The sequence below is a fragment of the Acetobacteraceae bacterium genome (assembly GCA_039613835.1).
Classification (GTDB): Bacteria; Pseudomonadota; Alphaproteobacteria; order Acetobacterales; family Acetobacteraceae; genus Sorlinia.
In genome coordinates this window covers 1,138,936-1,161,269 of record CP154827.1, presented here as the reverse complement: position 1 = coordinate 1,161,269, position 22,334 = coordinate 1,138,936, and the positions used below count along the sequence as shown (strand labels likewise).

At 55.3% G+C, this 22,334-nt stretch carries 16 protein-coding genes and 3 pseudogenes; 15 read left to right on the top strand and 4 right to left on the bottom strand.

Annotated elements, in window-relative coordinates; translation table 11 throughout:
* The first annotated feature begins 9 nt into the window (after positions 1 to 9).
* The 5 genes and pseudogenes from AAYR33_06395 (at position 10) to AAYR33_06375 (ending at position 4,849) form a co-directional block, all read left to right on the top strand.
* Positions 10 to 435, top strand: coding sequence for a hypothetical protein (locus AAYR33_06395; GenBank protein XAO70699.1), 426 nt, complete (start codon positions 10 to 12; stop codon positions 433 to 435).
* 364 nt (positions 436 to 799) lie between these two features.
* A complete protein-coding gene (locus AAYR33_06390) occupies positions 800 to 2,725 on the top strand; it encodes a glycosyltransferase (protein XAO72415.1) in 1,926 nt (641 codons plus the stop codon).
* Positions 2,722 to 3,441 (top strand): annotated as a pseudogene (locus AAYR33_06385) (glycosyl transferase). Before AAYR33_06390 ends, AAYR33_06385 begins: the two are co-directional and overlap by 4 nt.
* A gap of 62 nt (positions 3,442 to 3,503) precedes the next feature.
* On the top strand, positions 3,504 to 3,779 hold the full coding sequence (locus tag AAYR33_06380) for a hypothetical protein (protein ID XAO70698.1): 276 nt from the start codon (positions 3,504 to 3,506) through the stop codon (positions 3,777 to 3,779).
* Between the two features lie 24 nt (positions 3,780 to 3,803).
* Positions 3,804 to 4,849: pseudogene (locus tag AAYR33_06375) on the top strand (glycosyltransferase).
* Positions 4,850 to 4,943: 94 nt separating this feature from the next.
* On the opposite strand, the pseudogene AAYR33_06370 reads toward AAYR33_06375, so the two are convergent.
* The 4 genes and pseudogenes from AAYR33_06370 to carA form a co-directional block, all read right to left on the bottom strand.
* Positions 4,944 to 6,146: pseudogene (locus AAYR33_06370) on the bottom strand (threonine ammonia-lyase).
* A gap of 32 nt (positions 6,147 to 6,178) precedes the next feature.
* Entirely contained in the window at positions 6,179 to 6,652 is a 474-nt protein-coding gene (gene greA / locus AAYR33_06365) for a transcription elongation factor GreA (protein XAO70697.1), read from the bottom strand.
* Between the two features lie 191 nt (positions 6,653 to 6,843).
* The gene (gene carB / locus AAYR33_06360) at positions 6,844 to 10,098 is read right to left on the bottom strand and encodes a carbamoyl-phosphate synthase large subunit (protein XAO70696.1); all 3,255 of its coding nucleotides are present in this window, start codon (positions 10,096 to 10,098) and stop codon (positions 6,844 to 6,846) included.
* Between the two features lie 2 nt (positions 10,099 to 10,100).
* Complete coding sequence (gene carA, locus AAYR33_06355; GenBank protein XAO70695.1) at positions 10,101 to 11,444, bottom strand: glutamine-hydrolyzing carbamoyl-phosphate synthase small subunit; 1,344 nt, start codon at positions 11,442 to 11,444, stop codon at positions 10,101 to 10,103.
* A 165-nt stretch (positions 11,445 to 11,609) separates the two neighbouring features.
* Here carA and AAYR33_06350 point away from each other — a divergent pair, with 165 nt between their 5' ends.
* From AAYR33_06350 to AAYR33_06305, 10 genes are all read left to right on the top strand, one after another.
* Positions 11,610 to 12,050 (top strand): GatB/YqeY domain-containing protein, encoded by a 441-nt coding sequence (locus AAYR33_06350; GenBank protein XAO70694.1) that lies wholly within the window; start codon positions 11,610 to 11,612, stop codon positions 12,048 to 12,050.
* A 140-nt stretch (positions 12,051 to 12,190) separates the two neighbouring features.
* Positions 12,191 to 14,032: a DNA primase gene (gene dnaG, locus AAYR33_06345; GenBank protein XAO70693.1), complete on the top strand. Its 1,842-nt coding sequence runs from the start codon at positions 12,191 to 12,193 to the stop codon at positions 14,030 to 14,032.
* Between the two features lie 261 nt (positions 14,033 to 14,293).
* The gene (gene rpoD / locus AAYR33_06340; GenBank protein XAO70692.1) at positions 14,294 to 16,261 is read left to right on the top strand and encodes an RNA polymerase sigma factor RpoD; all 1,968 of its coding nucleotides are present in this window, start codon (positions 14,294 to 14,296) and stop codon (positions 16,259 to 16,261) included.
* Between the two features lie 954 nt (positions 16,262 to 17,215).
* The gene (locus AAYR33_06335) at positions 17,216 to 18,055 is read left to right on the top strand and encodes a hypothetical protein (protein XAO70691.1); all 840 of its coding nucleotides are present in this window, start codon (positions 17,216 to 17,218) and stop codon (positions 18,053 to 18,055) included.
* Positions 18,030 to 18,302: a hypothetical protein gene (locus tag AAYR33_06330; protein ID XAO70690.1), complete on the top strand. Its 273-nt coding sequence runs from the start codon at positions 18,030 to 18,032 to the stop codon at positions 18,300 to 18,302. Before AAYR33_06335 ends, AAYR33_06330 begins: the two co-directional genes overlap by 26 nt.
* Before the next feature lie 59 nt (positions 18,303 to 18,361).
* Positions 18,362 to 18,742: a hypothetical protein gene (locus AAYR33_06325; GenBank protein ID XAO70689.1), complete on the top strand. Its 381-nt coding sequence runs from the start codon at positions 18,362 to 18,364 to the stop codon at positions 18,740 to 18,742.
* On the top strand, positions 18,739 to 19,215 hold the full coding sequence (locus tag AAYR33_06320) for a hypothetical protein (GenBank protein XAO70688.1): 477 nt from the start codon (positions 18,739 to 18,741) through the stop codon (positions 19,213 to 19,215). Before AAYR33_06325 ends, AAYR33_06320 begins: the two co-directional genes overlap by 4 nt.
* Before the next feature lie 139 nt (positions 19,216 to 19,354).
* Positions 19,355 to 19,639, top strand: coding sequence for a hypothetical protein (locus tag AAYR33_06315; protein XAO70687.1), 285 nt, complete (start codon positions 19,355 to 19,357; stop codon positions 19,637 to 19,639).
* A 117-nt stretch (positions 19,640 to 19,756) separates the two neighbouring features.
* A complete protein-coding gene (locus tag AAYR33_06310; protein XAO70686.1) occupies positions 19,757 to 20,644 on the top strand; it encodes a hypothetical protein in 888 nt (295 codons plus the stop codon).
* Positions 20,645 to 21,065: 421 nt separating this feature from the next.
* Positions 21,066 to 22,325, top strand: a complete 1,260-nt coding sequence (locus AAYR33_06305; GenBank protein ID XAO70685.1) for a hypothetical protein — start codon at positions 21,066 to 21,068, stop codon at positions 22,323 to 22,325.
* Positions 22,326 to 22,334 lie beyond the last annotated feature (9 nt).

Genomic DNA, 22,334 nt, shown 5'->3' with positions numbered 1-22,334 from the left:
CGTGGGGATGTGACGGCTTTCCTGCCGAATGCGCCTTTGCGTTTCGGTTTTTCGGGCAAGGCCGCCCTGCGTGGCAAATGGTGTGAGGGGGCGTTCCGGATTGGTCTCGTCAATATCGTTAATGGTGCAGCATCTTTCCTCCTGACGCCGATCATTATCGAAGTTGAAGGCGCGAAAGTGATCGGTCCGCGCAATCAAATTCCTGAAAATGAGGTCGTGCTCAACAGTTTCGACCGCGTGGCAGGGCGAGACGGTGTTCTGCGCGGTTTCAAGCTTAATCGTCTGATGCAGCGCAAATGGTATTTTGAGTCGGCCGAATTCCTCTTCTTTATCGACACGTTTGCGGACTTGCTCGGGCAGGAAGGCGATGGGTCAGATAATCTGCCGAGTAGCTCAGTTTTTCACGCGCGGGTGGGGCTTCATGCGTCGCTTTGATCGCGCAGGAGATATGTTCCTCGCTTTGATATCACGTGATGGTGCGCAGGTGACTTTCTTCGGGTTACAGCGCGCGCCGCGCCTCGATGTGCAGAGTGTGTTTAATGAAGCGCCTCTGAGCGGTTGGCTTCCAGGGGCATATTGACCTCGAAGCGGGCTATCATTCCGATCTCACAGGTCTTTACGACGTTTGCCTCGTCAATACGATCGGCACATCATACGGCTTTAAAGCGATCGGAATTGAGCTTGAGCTGAAGGAAAACAAGTTGGTGCAGTCGCGATATAGAAGCCTGACGCCTGAGGATGATACGCGATTTGAGGGCGCTATCCGTCAGCGGATCGAGAAACAGGATGGCCGGACTTGGTGAGCTATTACGCCGCTTTCGGAGATCGCCTCCCCCTATGGGCGGAGATTGATGAAGCTTGGTATTTTGAGCAAAAACCCAACCTGCGTGAGGAGATCCTCGCGCAAGGCTTTACGGATCTGAGTCTTTATCACGAGGCTGTCGGCGCCGCCGCCGGCCTCTTCCTCAACCCTCATTTCGATGAGGTCTGGTATCGCGCAAAATATCCCGAGGTGCGAGAGGCCATAAAGGAGGGCGTGTTCTCCAGCGGGTTTGAGCATTATTGTCACGAAGGGTTCCGTATTCGCTCTCCCCACTGGCTTTTTTCTGAAGAGCAATATCGCTGGAGCTATGCGGGATATGACGATGCCTGGCTGGAGGCACATGGATATCCTAATGGATATGCGCATTTTCTGAGCAACACAGTGTCGCTTACGCTGACGGGCAGTCCGTTTTTGATCCGTTCGTCACGCGTGCCTGGTTTCAGCCTCAGACCTCCTCCGATCAAGCGGGGCGGCATCCCTATCTCCAATGCGCTCAACCCGACGATCGGCACGGTGGGTGAGCCACGTTTGTCCTGGTTTTTCGATCCTGACTGGTATCTCGCCAAATATCCGGAAGTGGCGCAGGCGATTGCAGAAAAGCGCTTTCAATCAGCGCTTCACCATTATCTGACAAATGACACGCCCGAGCGTTTTGATCCCCTGCCGCAATTCAGTGAGTCAGCCTATCGGGAGGCTTACCCTGATGTCGTGCCTGCTCTCCGTGGCGGCATATTCCGCAGCGCGTATGAGCATTTTCTGCGTCATGGCGCCTATGAGGGGCGTCGACCCGATGCGGAAATTGATCTCGGCCCCTGGATAGAGCGCTTCCGGCAACTCGGCCCGATGGCGGATCGGGAGGCGGATCACCCGTTCCGACAATGGATGCACGCGCAATTCGCCCCGGTGGGGGAGACGCATGCCGCAGTCGAGCTTGATGAGCGTGAGACGCGCATGCTTTTTCTAGAGGAGGCCGAGCAATGTGCTGACATTGCCTTGCGAGGGCGCCTCGATTTCAACTGCCAAGGTGAGCCCGATATCTCGGTCATTCTTGTCATGCGCAATCAATTTGCGTTGACGATGCAGGCTTTGGCATCGTTACGCGCAAATTATGATGGCCCGATTGAGGTCATTACCGTGGATTCCGGGTCAAGCGATCTGTCCGGGCAGATTGAGAACCATGTTAACGGTCTGCACGTCATGCGGTTCCTTTATAATATCGGTTTCCTTCTCGGGGCCAATGAGGCACTGCCGCGTGTCCGATCCCTGTTCTGCCTGTATCTCAATAATGATGTCAAGCTTTTCCCCAATGCCGTCGCCAATGCGCTTCGTCGACTGCAATCCTCCGACGATATCGGTGCTGTCGGCGCGAAGATCATCCGGTCGCATATGCGCCTTCAGGAGGCCGGGTCGATCATCTGGCGCGATGGGGCGAGTTACGGTTATCGCCGTCAGGATGATCCGAACATTGGAGAGGCGAATTTCGTCCGCGATGTGGATTATTGTTCCGCCGCATTTCTGGTGGTGCGCACTGAAGATGCACGACAGCTGAGCGGTTTTGATCCGAAATTCGCGCCAGCTTACTTTGAGGACACGGATTTCTGCCTTCGCATGCTCAAATCCGGTAAAAGGATCGTTTATGATCCGTCCGTCGTGGTTGAGCATATGGAGAGCGGAAGCTTCAGCCTAACCGACTCCCATGACTGGATCCAGATCAACCATCGCGTCTTCTTCAATCGACATCGGCAGCTTTTACTCGCCAAACTGCCCCACATGTCCGCAATGCGGTGCTGGGGCGTGAGCAGAAAAGGGGGCGGGAGACCGTCCTCGTCATTGAGGATCGCCTACCCGTGCGGCGGCTGGGTTCCGGCTATGTGCGCTTCAATGAAGTCGTCCAGGCGATGAGTGCCCTTGGGTATCAGGTCAGCGTATTTCCCATGATGGACAAGGCGAATGACCCGGCGGATCTCGTCCATGATTTCCCCGATAATGTGGAGCTTCTGACGGATTGGCATCTCGACCGGTTTACCTCCTTCATTGAAGAGTGTGCTGGTTATTACGATATTCTCTGGATCTGCCGGACACATAATCTCTCACGTCTGCTTTCGATCGTGACGGAGCATAGTCGTTATCTCCTCATGAAGCGCGTCATTCTCGATACGGAGGTGATCGATACGCCGTGGCGTTTTGAGAAAGCACGCATTCTCGGTGCCCCTAAAATCAAGGGATCCATGGCGGAATTGATCGGCGATGAATTGGTGAGCTCCCATTTCTGCCAGCAGATTGTCGCGGTCTCGGCCGATGAGGCCAAAATGGTACGGGAGGCGGGATATGAGTATGTGTCAATCCTGGGACACGCGCTGGAACCCGACCCGACCCAACGGCCCTTCCAGGAGCGACATCATTTTCTTTTTGTCGGGGCGCTTTACGCGGAAGACACACCGAATTTCGACAGTCTCAAATGGCTCATTGAAGAGGTGTTTCCCCATCTTCATGCTATGATAGATGACCCGCCCCTCCTGACGATCGCAGGATATATGGATCCGGATCTCGACATCAAAGCATGGCGGGAATTGCCCCATGTGCGCTGTGTCGGCCCTGTCAGGGATCTGAAGGCGCTCTATGACAGTCATCGCGTTTTCGTGGCACCGACGCGTTATGCCGGGGGTGTCTCCCTTATAAAGTGCATGAGGCGGCGTCATTCGGCATCCCGATTGTCGCGACGGACGTCCTCGCGCGGCAGGTCGGCTGGAAGAACGATGTCGCGCTTCTCAGCGCAGCAGCGGGTGATCCGCGTGCCTTCGCCCGGCAAATGGTTTCTATTTATTATGATGCGGAAATCTGGCATCGCGTGCGTCTAGAGGCGCTCGCTGCCGTGACGAATGATTGCGACCCGAATGATTTCAAGGCGCGTATTGAAGAAATTCTGACGCGAAGCCTTGCGATTTCTCAAATATAGCTTTGATAGAGGTTAGGCAGGTTGATGGCTGTTAAGACGAACGCGAAGCCCAAAGCGCGAAAGAGCAAGGAAGCGGAGAGAAGCCTCGATGAGGGTGTTGCCGTGCAGCACCGTGTATTGGTCTGTAGCGGCGGGCGCTTTGAATCTCAGGCCAATGCGCAGGTCCGTGAATCTGTCATGGATGGCTGGGCTGAATGTCTGGGTGAGGAAATGTGGCTTCCGTGCATATTAGCGGTGCCGCGGCCTCCATCCAATATCTGAAACCGACAATCGTTTTCGCCATCGGGTCCTACCTGCCGGAGAGCACCTATTTTGGTGAGGTCTGCCGTGAAGCCCGTAAAATCGGGGCGGTAACCGTTTTCTGGACGACGGAAGATCCCTATGAGCAGGATGCGCACTATCGGATCTTGAATGATTTTGACATCGTGTTCTCCTGCGATCATTGGGGCCATAATTTTTACCAGCGTGAGCGGGTTTATCACCTTCCGCTCGCCGCCAGCCGTAAATTGCATTATGTCCCTTTGACGGAAGAGGGTGACCGCCCGATTGACGTGCTTTTCTGCGGTGTCGCTTTTACGAGCCGTAAAGATGTTATGGCGGTGCTCATGCCGGTTCTCTCCCAGCTGAATATCAAGATTATCGGCCCGGGCTGGGGCGAATTCGGCACAGGTTTCTCGGATACGCGTATCGAGAAAGACCAGTTGATTGAGCTGTATCGGCGCTCCAAAATGGTTCTCAATCTCGGACGCGCTCTCCATTTTGAGAATAATCGCTACGTCATCACGCCTTCAACACCGGGTCCCCGCACTTTTGAAGCCGCGGCTGCCGGTGCGTTTCAAGTGTTTCATGAGGACACGTATGAAATGCGCCGCTATTTCACGACGGAGGAAATTCCGCCTTTCTCAAATCTGGTCGATTTTGAACGCGTCGTTGCGACATATATTAAGGATGATGCGGCCCGATACCGCGCCTCACGCCTCGCGCAGGAGCGCACTCTGGCTGAGCACACTTATGACAATCGCATTCGTTCAGTGATTGAGAAGCTTCAGTCGGAAGGCTTACTCGCCTGAGACCGTTTAGTGGCGTCGCGAAGCAGCGGAAAGGCTTGCAGGTTGACGCCACGCATCGGGATCTCATGCCGCGCGGCGCATGGCGCCTTCCTGACTACCGTCGCGTGAGCTTATATTCCTGCGACAGGGAATGCTGGATGATCTCGGCATGGGCACCATCGCGCGTCTCAATCATCACATCCAATTCAGCCGACTGCACGGAGGGCTCCGCAAAGAGCCGCTGGTGGGATACTTCAATGATATTCCCGCCCGCTTCGCTGATGCGACGTGCAATATCGGCCAGCAGGCTGGGACGGTCAGGGATCTGCATACTGAGGAAAAGAATGCGTTCATCGCGGCGTAGAGCTCTGAGGAGCGTATTGGCAAAAACACGCGTGCTGTGATATTGCCGCCCGTCACAGGCAGCCCGACGCGTTTCCCCTCAAAGATTTCCGCATATTTCACGACGGCCGCCAATGCGGCGGCGCCCGCGTCTTCCGAAACAACACGCGCCTGCTCGGCGAGGGTCGCCACGGCGGCTTCGACCTCCAGCTCTGAGACAATCAGCACATGGTCGAGGAGGGGCTGCACCGTTTCCAGACACCGTGCCACCCAGTTTCAGGACGGCCATGCCTTCAGCAATCGTTGAGCCACCAAGTGCCGGACTTTCAGCGGGGAAGCGGGCGAGAGAGGTGTAGCTTTCCACCTGCACGCCGATGATGCGCGTCTGCGGGCTCAGAAATTGCGCGACAATGGCGGAACCACTCAGCAGCCCGTCCTCCGCCAATCGGGAGGACAATGTAATCGAGGGGCGGGGCGTCCTCCAGCAATTCAATGGCGAAAGTCCCCTGACCCGCCATGACAGCGAGGTCATTAAAGGGATGGATAAGGACACGCCCCTCCCGCTCAAGGATCTTTTCGGCAATCAGGGATGCCTCAGCGAAATCCTCACCTTCCACGACGATCTGCGCCCCCATTTCCGGGTGCGCTCAATTTTTGCCGAGGGTGTGTGACGGGGCATGACGATGGTGGCGTCAATGCCGAGGAGATGCGCATGGCGGGTGACACCCTGGGCATGATTGCCCGCGGAAACGGCAATAACCCCTCGCGCACGTTCATCTTCCGTCAAAAGCGCCAGCTTATTTGCGGCTCCGCGCTCCTTGAAAGATGAGATAGCTTGCAAATTTTCAAGCTTCAGCCAGATTTCCGTGCCGAGCCGCTTTGAAAGTGCCTCACACGGTACAGTTGGTGAGCGCAGAATACGACGCTGGATACGCTCATGGGCCACGCGAACGTCATCAAACGTCAGATTCGTCATGCAATTTACTCAAGTCCGGTAGGCGGATCGTCTTATTTATAGGTGACGGAAAGAACCTCATAAGTGCGGTCACCACCCGGCGCGGGGACGCTGACGCGGTCACCGACGGATTTGCCAATCAAAGCCTTGGCGAGCGGGGAGGAAATTGAAATGCGCGCCTGCTTGATATCCGCCTCATGCGCGCCGACGATCTGATACAGGCTTTCTTTCTCGGTCTCTTCATCGACAAGCTGGACATGTGCACCGAATTTCACGGTGTCACCGGAGAGGGAGGTCGGGTCAATAACCTCCGCGGAGGAAATAAGATCCTCAAGTTCCAGGATACGGCCTTCGATGAAAGATTGACGTTCCCGCGCAGCGTGATATTCCGCGTTTTCGGAAAGGTCACCATGTGAGCGTGCTTCAGCAATCGCACGGATGACGGTGGGTCGATCTTCACTTTTAAGGCGGCGAAGCTCATCTTCAAGACGTGTTAGCCCGCCGGCCGTCATCGGAATTTTCTGCACGTTGTTTCCCCAAGTCTTTCCTGCGCACAAGATGCCGTGCGTGCGCCTCGTCTAAAAACGCAAAGTTTGAACCCCTTTTATCACCTCTGTAATCATGTCGCCAGAGATAGGGGAAGGGCGGGGACTGCCGGATGAAGAGGGCCAGGCCTTACCGACCCGGCCCCAAACGGCGACATCCCTCGAAATTTCATTCAAAATGACCGCTTGAAATAAGATTGCAGAGGCGATACCTCCAGCGCGCCATCCCGCATGGCGGAGATGGCGTAAATCGCGGCGCGCGCCCCGGCGAGCGTGGTAAAATGCGGCACACCGCCCAGCAGGGAAGAGCGGCGAATATCAAAACTATCCCGCACGGCCTGCGCACCCGTCACTGTATTGATCACCATCTGGACCTCACCGGAGCGAATCGCGTCGACGCAATGGGGGCGGCCCTCAAGCACTTTATTAACGCGCCTGACGGAGATACCGGACTCCTCAAGCCGATCCGCCGTGCCCCGCGTCGCCATGATCTGGAACCCCATATCGATCAATTTGCGGCCCAAAGCCTGAATCTGGGGCTTGTGACCATCCCTGACGGAAAGAAACACTGTGCCTTCCTTTGGGAGGACAACCCCTGCCGCAAGCTGGGCTTTGGCAAAGGCGCGTTCAAAGCTGCTATCCAGCCCGATAACTTCACCGGTTGAGCGCATTTCCGGCCCAAGGATCGTGTCCGTATCGGCAAAACGATGGAAGGGGAACACGGCCTCTTTAACCGCCACATGCGGTGCGATGGCATCACCATCCAGCTTGAATTCGGAAAGCTTTCGGCCTGCCATGACCAGCACACCAATTTTAGCAATCGGCACACCTGTCGCTTTGGCGACAAAGGGGGCCGTCCGGGAGGCGCGGGGATTAACCTCAAGGACGAAAACTTCATTATCCTTGATGGCATATTGCACATTCATCAAACCGATAATGCCCAGCTCACGCGCCATGGCTTCTGTCTGGCTGCGCAGTTCCGTCACGATGGAGGGTGGCAGGGTATAAGGCGGGATCGAACAGGCGGAGTCACCTGAATGGATCCCCGCTTCCTCAATATGTTCCATCACCCCAGCAACATAGACGTCATGACCGTCTGAGATGCAGTCCACATCCGCTTCAATCGCGTCATTGAGGTAATGATCCAGCAGGATGGGCCCGGAGGAAACTTCCCTCCCTGCAAGCATCAATGTGCTGAGGAGGTATCGTTGCAAGCCATTCGGATCATGCACGATTTCCATGGCGCGCCCGCCAAGAACATAAGAGGGCCGCACAACAACGGGATAACCGACCTGCTCAGCGATAGCTTCGGCCTCACCCGGGTTGCGGGCAATACCGTTCTCCGGTTGGCGCAGACCCAGTTTACGCAGAAGCGCCTGGAACCGCTCACGATCTTCCGCGCGGTCAATGGCATCGGCCGGGGTGCCGAGGAGGGGAATGCCCGCTTTCTCCAACGCGACGGAGAGCTTGAGCGGAGTCTGACCACCATATTGAACGATACACCCCAGAACCTCGCCCCTTTCCTGCTCACGGCGGATCAGGGCGATGACGTCCTCATCAGTCAGGGGCTCAAAATAAAGGCGATCTGACGTGTCGTAATCCGTGGAAACCGTCTCCGGGTTACAATTGACCATGATGGTCTCGAACCCGGCCTCACGCAAAGCGTAGGCCGCATGGACACAGCAATAATCGAATTCGATGCCCTGGCCGATCCGGTTCGGCCCGCCGCCCAATATGACGATCTTCCTGCTTTCCGTCGGCGCGCTTTCACAGTTCGGCGTGCCGAACCCGCCTTCATAACTGCTGTAAAGATAGGGAGTGGAGGAGGCAAATTCCCCCGCGCATGTGTCGATACGGCGATAAACGGGTTGCACACCCAGCCGCGCCCGAAGATCGGCGATGGCTTGGGGCGTCATATCGCTGAGCTGCGCAAGCTGCCGATCCGAAAATCCCATTGCTTTGATCTGTCGCAGGGCAAGGGGGGAACGGGGGAGGCCATTCTCACGAATATGCTTTTCTGCTTCAATAATGGTCTGCAATTGCTCCAGAAACCACGGCTCAAACCGGCAGGCGTGATGAAGGTCATTGATCGACAAGCCGGCACGCAAAGCCTGCGCGGCCATGAGGATGCGTTCCGGTCGCGGCTCGGAAAGGGCTGCGCGGTAGGCATCGTGGGAGCCATCACCGGGCGGCTCAATTGGGTCAAGACCGGTCAGCCCGATTTCCATCGACCGCAGACCTTTCTGCAGGGCCTCGGTAAAGCAGCGCCCGACTGACATGGCCTCCCCCACTGACTTCATGGAGGTGGAAAGCAGGGCCGGGGCGCCGGGGAATTTTTCAAAAGTGAAACGCGGGATTTTAACAACGACGTAATCAATCGTCGGCTCGAAACTTGCCGGGGTCGTGCCGGTAATGTCATTGCGCAATTCATCAAGCGTGTAGCCGATCGCGAGCTTGGCGGCAATTTTCGCAATCGGGAAACCTGTCGCTTTGGAGGCGAGGGCGGAGGAGCGCGAGACACGTGGATTCATCTCAATGACGACCATGCGCCCATCCACCGGGTTGACGCCGAACTGCACGTTGGACCCGCCCGTCTCAACGCCGATCTTGCGCAGACAGGCGATAGAGGCATCCCGCATACGCTGGAATTCTTTGTCCGTCAGCGTCAAAGCGGGGGCGACGGTGATGGAGTCGCCTGTATGGACGCCCATCGGGTCGATATTTTCAATGGAACAAACGATGATGCAGTTACCCGCTTTGTCGCGGACCACCTCCATCTCAAATTCCTTCCAGCCGAGGACGGATTCCTCGATCAGGACTTCTGTCGTGGGGGAGGCATCCAGTCCGCCCGAGACGATATGGTCAAATTCCTCACGATTATAGGCAATTCCGCCGCCTGCGCCGCCCATGGTGAAAGAGGGGCGGATGATGGCGGGCAGGCCGACAATATCCAGCGCCGTGCGTGCTTCCTCCAGCGAGTGCGCAATGGCGCTGCGCGGGCTTTCCACGCCGATTTCGTTCATGGCCTCACGGAATTTCTGGCGGTCTTCCGCGCGGTCAATGACATCCGCATCCGCGCCGATCAAAGCGACGCCGTTTTTCCTCAGAAAACCTGACTGGTCGAGGGCCGTGGCGACATTTAGCGCCGTTTGCCCACCCATGGTCGGCAGAAGCGCGTCGGGTTTTTCCTTCAGGATGATGCGCTCGACAAACTCCGGCGTGATCGGCTCTACATAGGTCGCATCGGCGAGGCCCGGATCGGTCATGATCGTCGCGGGGTTGGAGTTGATCAGAATGACGCGATAACCCTCCTCACGCAGCGCCTTGCAAGCCTGCGTGCCGGAATAATCAAACTCACAGGCCTGCCCGATCACAATAGGGCCCGCACCGATGATGAGGATGGACGCGATATCGGTTCTTTTCGGCATATTCAGGCGGCCTTCTTATCCATCAGCGCAACAAAGCGTTCAAAGAGGTAAAAACTATCAGACGGGCCGGGGCTGGCCTCAGGGTGATACTGGACGGAAAAAGCACGGTAGGTCCGGCTTTCAATCCCTTCATTCGAGCCATCAAAGAGGCTTGTATGCGTCACAATGACATCTTCCGGCAGGCTCTGCTCATCAACCGCGAAACCGTGATTCTGGCTCGTGATTTCGACTTTACCTGTTGCCAGCTCCTTGACAGGCTGGTTGGCGCCGCGATGGCCCTGCTCCAGCTTGTAAGTGCGTGCGCCGAGGACCTGGGCCAGAAGCTGATGCCCCAGGCAGATCCCGAAGATCGGTACGGCTGATTTGAGAAGCGCCTTGATGACCGGCACGGCATACGTCCCCGTGGCAGCCGGGTCCCCCGGACCGTTGGAGAGAAAAATACCCTCCGGATTATACATCATGATCTCTTCAGCTGAGCTCGTCGCGGGCACAACCGTGACCTCACAGCCTGCAGTGATGAGGCAGCGCAGAATATTCAGCTTGGCACCGTAATCAATCGCGACGACCCTTTTGAGCGGGCCGGAGGGCGGCGCCCCACCCCAAACGGGCTCCGTCCATTTATGGGCCTGCGCGCAGGTCACCGCTTTGGCGAGATCCATCCCCTCAAGCCCCGGCCATGAACGCACTTCCGCCAGAAGCGTCTCTATGGGGAACACGCCGTCCTGTGGGTAGAAGATACCAGCGGATTGCGGGCCTTTTTTACGCAGAAGATGCGTGATGAAGCGCGTATCAATCCCGGATAGTCCGGTCAGACCCTGGGCCTGCATCCATTCAGCAAGGGGGGCGGTCGCGCGCCAATTGGCCGGGCTGGTGATGTCCTGCTTGACGATGACACCGCGCGCGGCAACCCGCCGTGCCTCATCATCCTCCGCATTTGTACCGACATTACCAATATGCGGGAAGGTGAAGGTGACGAGTTGGCTTGCATAAGATGGGTCCGTCAATGTCTCCTGATAGCCGGACATGCCGGTGCAGAAGCAGATTTCCCCGATGGCTGCCTGCGTCGTGTGGGCGCCGAAGCCCCGACCCCACAGGATCGTGCCATCGGCAAGCAGAAGCACGGCCGTTGCGCCATGGGGGCGGCCTGTATCATCAAGGGACGCCGCGGGCCCGATATCGGTGAGATCTTCCATGGAAATGCCAGGAAGTTGTAAAAGCGCAGGCCAATGCTTGGCTGGAATGGCGCGGGATTGACGCCATTTGCGCACAGCCTCCGGCCCGACATTTGTCAACTCGGCCAATTGATGTGCCCCGCCAAGTTTTTTAATCAGGAGGTCAACATCCATGGCGCATTCCCTATTTTACATCTGCATCCGCACCGCCTTATATAAGCGGGTAAATTGAGTTTGGGAAGTTTTTCCCCACGTGGTGGGGGCTCCAAAAGGGTGGGAAATTTATTCCCTCAACGATGCTTCTGGGATATGCCTTCACCGGATTCCATAGAAAACGGCATGATGAGAGGCCGAAAAATGTTGCTACGAGACCGGATTAATGAGGACCTTAAAACCGCCATGAAGGCGCGGGATATGACGTGGGTTGCGCAGCTTCGCGCCATCACCAGCCGGTTCAAAGATCTCGATATTGAATTACGGGCGAAAGACGCAGAATTGGATGAGGGGACGATGCTGTCGGCGCTGCGTTCCATGATCAAATCCCGGCGTGAGTCCGCTGTGCTTTATCGGCAGGGTGACCGGCCCGAACTGGCGGAGAAGGAAGAGGCCGAGATTGCGGCGATCGAGCATTATCTGCCGCCGCCGCTCAGCGATGCGGATCTGGAGATCATCGTGCAGAAAGCGCTGGCAGAGACGGGCGCGCATTCTGTCAAAGACCTCAAAAATGTCATGAGCTGGTTGCGGGCACATCACGGTGCGCAACTTGATATGAGGAAATGAGCGTATTGGTAAAGGCGAAGCTGGGGTGAGCGCGTTACGCCTTTAGGCAAATCGAGTCAGCGTGATGCCGCATTACCTCGCAGGAGGGTATGCACGGCGTGACGTTGCGGGGGAAAATTCATGTCAGGCTCTGAGACATAATGGCGCTCGTTTTTGAGCCTAAATTTCTTGATGACATCAGGGACGCCATCCCTTTGCGCAGTGTCATCGGGCGCCGCACAAAATTGGAGCGTTCCGGCAATCAATGGAAGGCGTGCTGCCCTTTCCATGGGGAAAAGACGCCCTCCTTCCATATTTATGATGATCACTTCCATTGCTATGGCTGTGGTGTGCATGGCGATGTCTTCAGTTTCGTCATGCAAAGTGAGGGGCTTTCCTTCCCCGAAGCGGTCGTGGCCCTGGCGGCGGAGGCCGGGCTCGACATGCCGAAACCGGATGCGGGTGCGGTTGAGAGATCAAAAGAATCCACCCGCTTAAGGGATATTCTGTCCGAGGCCGCACAATTTTACCGTAAGGTTTTGACAGGCAACTCAGCCCGTCATGCGCGTGCCCACTTGCGGGAGCGCGGTTTGACGCAGGCCACGATTGATCATTTCGGGTTGGGTTGGGCGGATGCGGATCATGGCGCGCTCGTCAGTTATCTCAAAAAATCGGGTCACACCGAAAAGGATATTTTCAAAGCCGGGCTTTTAAGGACGGAGAAGGGGGGGGGGGCATTTTTCTCCCGCATCATCTTCCCTATCCATGACCGTCGCGGCGCGGTGATCTCATTCGGCGGTCGCGCAATGGGAGATGCGCAGCCGAAATATGTGAATGGGACAGAAACGCCACTTTTCTCAAAAAAACGCACTTTATATAACCTTCATAATGCGCGTCAGGCGGTCCTGAAGGACAAGAAGGATCTTCTGGTCGTCGAAGGTTATATGGATGTGATTGCCCTGTCCCAGGCTGGTTTCACGGCGGGCGTTGCGCCGCTGGGCACGGCCGTGACCACCGAGCAGATTGAACTGATGTGGCGGGAATCATCATCGCCCATCATCTGCTTCGATGGCGATGCGGCGGGCAGCCGGGCTTCCCTGCGTGTTGCTGAACTCGCCCTGCCGATGCTGCGCGCCGACAGGACGCTGCGTTTCTGCCGATTGCCGCAAGGGGAGGATCCCGACAGCCTGATCAAAATCCACGGGCCGGATGCGATGAAGGACGTGCTCGCCCGGTCTCATTCCCTTCATGATGAGATTTTCATGCTGCTGCGACAGGGATGTGACGGCCGTGTGCCGGAGCAACGGGCCGCTCTGCGGCAGCGCCTTGACGCCGCGGCGGAGAAGATTTCTGACAAGACGCTGGGTTACGAATATCGCCGGTCATGGCGTAATAAGGTTTTCGAAAGTTTTCGACCCGCGCCGTCCCCAGGGCGCGCCCGGACAAAAAATCTCGCTTCCAGGACCATTGATCTCCCGGTTAATTTCGTGGTGCAGCAGGGGAATGCGGCGCGCCTTGATATTTTGACGGAAATTCTCCTCCGCCACCCCGCATTGCTGGACGATGTTGAGCAGGCTTACAGCACACTGGATTTGCCGCCTGACCTTGCCCTGCTGAGGGAGGGGCTTCTCGAATTTCATGCAGAGCGGCGTCATTTGTCGGGAGAAGCGTCGACTTCCCCGATTGCCTGGTTTGAAGCTGAGGGCGAGGCGCATGAGGCCATGGCCCGATGTGCCTGGCTTGGCCGTGCATTATTGGATAAATATGATACTCGTGCCCATTCACGCCGGGAAAATGATGATTCCCTGCTTGTTATCAATGCGCCGGAGCGTTGGTGGCATTTTTACGGCCTGGTCAATTTTCCCGCCTTCAGTCAGGAGGTGCGGAAGGACGTTGCGGCGGCCCTGAGCGATGCCACGCTGAAAACTTTCCCTGACGCGCTGAAGGCCCGGCTTGCCGTCCTTGAACGGCTTAAGGCGGGGGAACCACCGGATGACATCTGACGGGGAATGTCAAACCAACTCTCTTTGATCATCAAGGAGGTTCCGCGATGCATAATTTAAACTTATAATGCGGAACATTCCTCGTAGCCCTTGACTTCAAGGCTCGGATAGCCCACCTGCACGCTGCCAAGGTTGCGGGTGAATCGCATATCACGGAGAAAACTCTGAACGTGCCGCGTTGCGCTGTGCGGTGGGCGTAGTGCTTTCCGAGGGTTTGGGGACCGCATATTTGATGGCGAAGGCGGGATATGGGAGTATCGAATGGCGACAAAAACAGCCAGCACGGCCGAGAGAGTTCAGGATCAGGACAACGATAATAACGTTCTTGATACTCTGCCTGCGTCTGTCAAGAGGCTGATCGCCAAAGGGCGCGTGCGTGGACACATCACGTTTGATGAACTCAATACCGTCCTCCCGCAAGAGCAGATATCGTCCGAGCAGATTGAGGACGTCATGGCCAACCTGTCGGAAATGGGCATTCAGGTCGTCGATAATGAAGAAAGCGACGATTCTGAGGAAGCTGAAACCCAGGTTGAAGAGCAGGATGAGTCTGAGGAAGCTGAAGAAGCGCAGACAGGCAATGTCAGCGAAAGTACGGGTCGCACGGATGACCCGGTACGGATGTACCTGCGTGAAATGGGGGCAGTGGAGCTCCTCTCCCGCGAGGGGGAGATCGCCATTGCCAAACGTATCGAGGCGGGTCGGGATGAAATGATTGGTGGGCTGTGTGAAAGCCCTCTGACATTCCGCGCCATTATCTCATGGCATGACCGCCTCAAAGCGGGCAAGATGCTTCTCCGTGAAATTGTTGATCTGGAAGCAAGCCAGACGGATGACGGACCGACAGAGGAAGCGGGCGCCGAAGATAAAGAGCGCGGCTCTGACGATGAGGACGATACGGAAGAGGTGCTCGATGAAAATTGCGGCGGTGAGGAAAGTGGCGAGGGTGACGGCGCTGGCTTGTCTCTTTCCGCCCTAGAAGAAAAGCTGAAGCCGGAGATCCTCGCGACATTTGAGGCGATTGAGCCGCTTTATCATCATTTGTGCAGCCTCCAGGTTGACCGCATTGAGAACATGACCCGGGGTAAGTCGATTTCCTCCAAGCAGGAAAAGGAATATGAGGATGTCCGCCACAGGCTCGTGTCAATGGTTGAGCAGATCAGACTTCATAATAATGGTATTGAGGAACTGGTCACGCATCTGAAGTCGCAATTTCAGCGCCTCAATAGTCTTGAGGGGCAGATGCTGCGCCTTGCGGAAAGCTGCCGCGTGACGCGCGATGATTTCCTCGCCAAATATCGTGGGTGGGAGCTTGACCCGAACTGGCTTGACACGGTCTCCGCCCTCTCCTCGAAAACCTGGAAGAACCTGACCACGCGCCATTATGCACGCATTGCCGAACTGCGCGCGCAAGTGGCAGAGCTGTCGCATCATACCGGCCTGCCTGTCAGTGAGTTCCGCCGGGTTTATGCTGTTGTCTCACGCGGGGAGCGCGATACGACGCGGGCCAAGAAAGAAATGATTGAGGCCAATCTGCGCCTCGTCATTTCAATCGCGAAAAAATACACAAATCGCGGGTTGCAGTTTCTGGACCTGATCCAGGAGGGCAATATCGGCCTGATGAAGGCGGTCGATAAGTTCGAATATCGCCGCGGCTATAAATTTTCCACCTATGCCACCTGGTGGATCCGTCAGGCCATTACGCGTTCGATCGCAGATCAGGCGCGGACGATCCGTATTCCGGTCCATATGATCGAGACGATCAATAAGCTCGTCCGCACGTCTCGCCAGATGCTGCATGAAATCGGGCGTGAGCCGGCCCCGGAGGAGCTTGCCGAAAAACTGGGCATGCCGCTTGAGAAGGTGCGGAAAGTCCTCAAAATTGCGAAAGAGCCGATTTCTCTCGAAACGCCAATCGGTGATGAGGAGGACAGCCATCTCGGCGATTTTATTGAGGATAAGACAGCGGTCATACCGTTGGATGCGGCCATCCAGACCAACCTGCGCGAGGCGACCACGCGCGTGCTTGCATCACTCACCCCTCGTGAAGAGCGTGTCCTGCGGATGCGCTTTGGCATCGGGATGAATACGGACCATACGCTTGAAGAAGTGGGGCAGCAATTTAACGTGACCCGTGAGCGTATCCGTCAGATTGAGGCCAAGGCGCTGCGCAAGTTGAAACATCCCAGCCGCAGCCGTAAGTTGCGGTCCTTCCTCGAAGATAACTGACCTTACGGTTAAGCAGAAAGCGCGACATTCCATTCGCGGAAGTCGCGCTTTTTTGTCTTTTTTGAGTCGATGAGACGGGCTTTCCTGCGCCGCGTAAGACGCCTTGTCGTGCATCTCTCTGCATCGTTTAAGCCGATCGGTCGCTACGGGCGCGATCAGTTTGATTGGCGGCAGTCCGTGAATGCCGTAAATGTGATCGACCTCTTGAAACGATCAACGCCAATCATGGTTGTACCCGGAGACGCTGGTCCCTTTATGATGCGTCGAAACCCCTCAAATTTAATGAAACTTTAAAAGGTTTGACGGCTTCAAGCTTTGTTAACGGTGGGCCTCTGCGCGCATGGCCTCGTCAGCCGTCGACGCTGCGTTTCTGATGAAAATTATGAACGTGCACCGGCGTGACGCATGCCTCTTCCCGAAGGGGGGCGAACATTGTTCGACGGGCTCTGATGAAATGAAGATCAAGCTTCACGGGGTGATCTCGGCAATCTCGGGCAGCGCTGGATTGTCAAGCGCGTCTGGCGTCAAAATGCGCCCACCTTTACCGCGATGGGCGACACCATCAAGTCATTTATCGAGGCGCGTATTCCCGGGTGGAGAGGGGATGAGGGTCTCAGGTAAAAACAAGAAAACTAAAATAAAGTTCAATAAAAAAATGTTAATAACCTCACTTATAGGAGGTCGTGTAAAATTTATTTTAAATAATTTGTCTCTCACATTGACTTAACGGGATAGCGGCACAGTCGCTTCGTTCCTGCTATTTCAGATGACAATAAAATTGCTCTGAATATCTACACCCACAAATGGTGGCGCTTTGGTTCTGAAGGATCTTAAAATGGCGTAGAAAGATACAGGGAAGTCAAAAAAACGGTTGATGAGCGCGCTCAGGACGCATCAGCGTTTCCGCATGGCCGCACGCCGGGCAAGACGACTCTTGATAGTGCACCCTCCTCAATGGATCAGTCTGAAGATGGCGACACGACAATGCCGCAGATGCCTTCGGGCGCAGCGCCGACCGACGCGGCCGCGTCGCCAGGAGATCAGACACCGCGCGCTGATAATGGAATTTCAGAAGATCGCGACGCAAAGCCGGACTACGTCAAAGAGAGCGACACTTTAGTAACTGTCCCGGTATTACTCGCAAACCAGGCGGGTAAGGATGATCCCAGAGTGGATATCCTTACCGGCGATAAAGGCTCGGTTGAACTTAGTGGACAGATCATTTTTGGAAGTAACTTTCTCAACGTTTACATCACGTCCGGCACGCTGACGATTGACCGTGCCTTTGTCATCTCGGGTGACTTCTACATCCAGCCAAAAGGCTCGTATTACTTCAAAGGGCAGGAGCCCGACACGACGGTTTCGGCCGCGGGGCGAGGCGTCAAGGAAGCTGACGTTCATTACGATAATGGCAATGCGGACGGGCACAAGCTTTGGGCGCAGGTTCTGAACAGGTCCACCGTTTATCTTGAAGGCGGTTCAGCCACAACGAGTAATACGGGCGTCATTGTGCTCAATGCCGGTGCGCGTCTCAAAATTGACGTTGAGAGCGTCATCTCCGGTAATTACTGGAATGGCTCATCGTGGAGAACCTCCGCAGTCAAATTTTCAGACGGCGCCACGATTGGCAATCTGACGATCGGCTATAATCCCTATTTCGATCAGGGCATTGGCAGTGCGCAGACGGTTCTTGGTGATGCGTCTCTCAAAAACCTCCATGCACGTTACGGTGTCACGGCGTCGCTCTCCGGGACCGTCAAGCTCAACGGTGACTTTTTTTATTGGTGGCGGTGACAATTCGACCGGCGAGGTTGATCTTGCAAAGAACGCGACGATTCCAAGGCCCGATAAAACTGAGAAGGGTAATGTCGAGATCGTCAATAGTCTCGGCGTTCTGAAACTTGAAGATTCAGCCAAGCTGAATGTCCCGCTGAAAATGGATGACGGCACCGTCACATGTGGCGATAGCGACTACTTCAGTGATGTCAATATACTCGGGGGCACTTCACCTGCGGCAAAAATGACAGTTTCGGCTCTCTGACGATTTCTGGCGGCACATTTGACGGAACACCGAGCGCCGCTGTCGACAACATTCTTACCGTGGATAAGCTCACCCTGACGGGTGGGTTGCTCAAGGCCTCATACGCTCATTTTACAGGTAAAACCGCCGTCAGTGGGGGCATATTGTCGGCGACGTCCCTGAAGTGCGACAGCGCACTGGACGTGTCGGGCAGTGGTGCCGTCAAGCTTTCAGGTGGAACGCTGGCTGGCGTTACCATTAATAGCAGCGGGAGCAACACCATCGGGGCCAGCTTCACCTCGCTGCAACTTACTTTCGAAAATTCCGGCACGAAAACCCTTACCGGAACAAAACTCCCGACCGTCACCGTCGCTGGCGGGACGCTGAAATTCTCGGCGCAGGATGTTGCCGTCAAAACGCTGATAGTTTCAGGGGGCACGTCACCAGCGACCATAATGTGACTGTCGATAAGCTCGCCGACACCAATGGTGATGTCAAGTGCGCTATCCTGCAAGTCAATCAGAGCTTCAGCGTCAGTAGCGGTACCGTCACGGCTGATACAATCAAATACGTGGCGGACACGCTGGCAATTACAGGTTCCGATGCGGTCAATCTGTCAGGTGGCGTTCTCAAGGCGGTGACGGTCAACAGCTCCGCTGACAGCACGCTCGGCGCGGATATCACCAGCCTGACTCTGCAAACCGGAGATACGGGCACAGTCACCCTAACTGGCGGAATGATTGCTACAATTACGCAGCAGGATGGCAATTTGGACGTGACCAAAACGGTCACGGTCGGAACCCTTGATCTCTCCGGTGGTACAACAACGATTTCCGGCACGCTCATCCTGAGTGATGCCGACGTGAAGATCGGGAAGGACGCGGTCATCACGCCAAAAATCCATCTGGAGGTCGGGCGGGTGCGTCTCATTTGAAGACACAGCCAACGCATCGGCGACAATCATCTGTAGTGACGATGCGGCGCAGAAGGGCGGTGTCCTTCACTTCGCGGACGATAATTCGACGGGTCTGGACAAGCACATCAATATCACGATTGAAAATTTCAAAGATGGTGTGCAGCTGGATTTTGACGCGCTGCATGAAAATGGCGCTACTTTCGAGAGAGCATATTACCTCGATGGCAAAATTCACGTTTTCTATAAAGAAAAAAATCAGACGACGAGTGAAGTCGAGGAGCATGAGATTATTCTTGAGCACGTCTCGGGGAAAAATCTGTACAATAATGAATTGCTGAATGCGAGCGTTCTTCCCGACGGGACAATGTCGTGGGACGACGCGTGTAAATGGTATCTCGGTCGGGACTCTCTCAAGATTCATTTGAGTGGTCGTATTGATTAGAAATGCCTCGACGCCAATGTCAGTGGAGACAGTGGCGGCATTAATAAAATGTATTGGAGCACGTGGGGCTGGCACGCTTATGCTAAGGAGCAGGCGTGGGGTCAAGTCAATAGCGTGTTGGGTACGTCCTACGATAAGTCGACTAATTTTGATTTCCTGCCCATCGTCAAGTATATCGAAGTCAGTTATTCCAACCAGATGAGCACAGATATGATCGTGCTCATCCTGGTTGCATCAGGGTCGACCTCGCATACCCCAGTCATTAAAATCGACGTCTCCGACAAATATTCAGTCACGCTGAGCGGGCAGATTATTTATGGTGCGGGCTTCCTTAATGTACAGATCACCTCGGGCACGCTCTCCATAAGTCATGCCTTTTCCGTCAAAGGTGACTTTTATATTTACCAGAATGGTATCTATCATTTCTCCGGCGGCAAGCCCGACACGTCAGCCATGGCTGCCGGGCGCTCCGTCAAAGAAGCAGATGTACAATATTACAATGACAATGCAGGAGAGAACAAAATCTGGGCGCAGGTTCTCGATGGTTCAACTGTTTATATGAAAGGGGGACGCGCAGAGACAAGTAAGTCCGGTGTCATTGTCCTCAATTCACAGGCCCGTCTGGAAATTGATGTTGAGAGCACGCTGTCCAGCAATTATGTGATCGGCTGGGATTACAATACGGTCAAAGTCTCGGCAAAATCCATATTGGACAGCGATGCGAAAGTCTTGGCGTCCGCGGCGACCAATCTGGGCAAGTACAGTTTTTCCGGCGATGGACATCTCGTCCTCTCTGGTAATTACTGGGATGGCGGCTCAAATAGCTGGAAAACCTCTTCGATTTCATTCGCTGATGGTGCATCAATCGGGAATCTGACAGTCGGGTATAACCCGTACTATGATCAGGGTCTTGGCAGCTCTAAAACCGCCTTCGGAAATAACACCCGCACAAATGACCAGCCGCGTTTCGGGGGCTCGGCACCCCGGCGGGGTCGATTACGCTGATAGGTGTCATTTCCATCGGTGGGGGTGATAACGTCACTGGCGAGGTTGATCTGACAAAGGGCGCCAAGATTTCCAGACCCGACGGTAATGAGACGGGAAGCATTGATGTCGCTGACAGTCTGGGTATCCTGAAACTTGCCGACTCAGTGACGCTCAACGTCCCGCTTATCGTGGAAGACGGGAAAGTCACTTGTGGGGTCAATGATATCATTTCATCCCTGACCCTCTCGAGTGGCACGTTCACGGCAACATCCGGCTCTTCCGAACTCACGCAGTTCATGGTCGGGTCCTCACGCAATCCGGCGGTACCTTTGATGGCTCGTGAGTAAAAATTTCCGGCGATGCGGCGGTCAGTGGTGGCAATTTCTCAGTTTCGTACCTGACATGTAGCGACGCCCTGGCCGTCTCGGGCAGTGGTGCGGTGAAGATTTTGGACGGTAGTTTGGGTGATGTGACCATCTCCAGCTCCGGCGATAGCAGCATCAGCGCGTCTTTCACATCGCTCAAACTTCTCAAAGATAATTCCGGCACGACGTCGCTGGGTGGAAGCTCACTTTCGACCATATCGGTCGCGGGCGGCAAGTTGAAATTAACAGCGAACAATGTAACGGTGATGAGCCTCACCGTCTCCGGCGGCGAAGTCATTGATGATAACAAGTCAATCACCGTTGATACGCTTAATGTTTCTGGCGGGACACTCACTTTTGACGGGCTGGTGGTGAAAACCAAATTTACCGTCACGGGTGGTTTCGTTACCGTCAATACCATCAGCTATACGCATGACGTGCTGGCGATCTCCGGCGCGGGCCAGGTCGACCTTAAGCAAGGGATGCTGGGGACTGTCACGGTCAACAGCTCTGCCGATAGCACCTTTGGTACGAATATGACGAGCCTGACGCTGCTCAAGGGTGATACGGGCACGGTCACGCTGAATAGTGACACAATTGATAAGTTGACGCAGTCAGATGGCACGATCAGCGTTGCCGACGCGATGACCGTCAAAGCGCTCAACCTGTCCGGCGGCACGACAAAAATCTCCGGTACGCTGACGTTTGACGGCTCATCACTGACGGCGGATTCAGGCGCTTCCATCGCATTTGAAGGTGGTTCGATCGTCCTGAAGCAAAGTGGTAGTTTCGACATTAAAAGCAATGTTTCCGTCTCCTCGAAAGGCGGCATGATTGATTTCGGCCAGTCGAATGCAGAGCTGGACTTCAGTAATGGCATGTCCGTGAAAGGTGTGCTGAACCTGAAGGGTGACGGCGTCGTCAAATTGTCCGGGACGGTTACAGGTGGACTGGCAAGCGACGTGATCAATGTCGGTGCGTCGGGGATCGTGAAGTTTGAAAATGGTTCCCTATGCACCGCCACGGTCGAAATTAGTGAGGAAGCCGCCAAGCTGGGTTGCACGGTTGGTTTTGAAGAGGCGTTCGAACCAACCGAGATGGAAACGCACATTAAAGTGGGGATCAAGAATTTTGGGGACGGGGTCAAACTCGATCTTAAAGGCCTGTCACTCAAAGGTGTGTCGATCAAGGAGGCTTATTATGAAGCAGGTAAGATCCACATCATTTATGATTACGTTGCGTCGCCCGAAAATCGCGGCGTTCCGCGGCACCATGAACTCATATTTGATAATGTTTCAGGGAAAACCTCAAGGATGGGCAGGATCTCACGGTAAATTCGGACG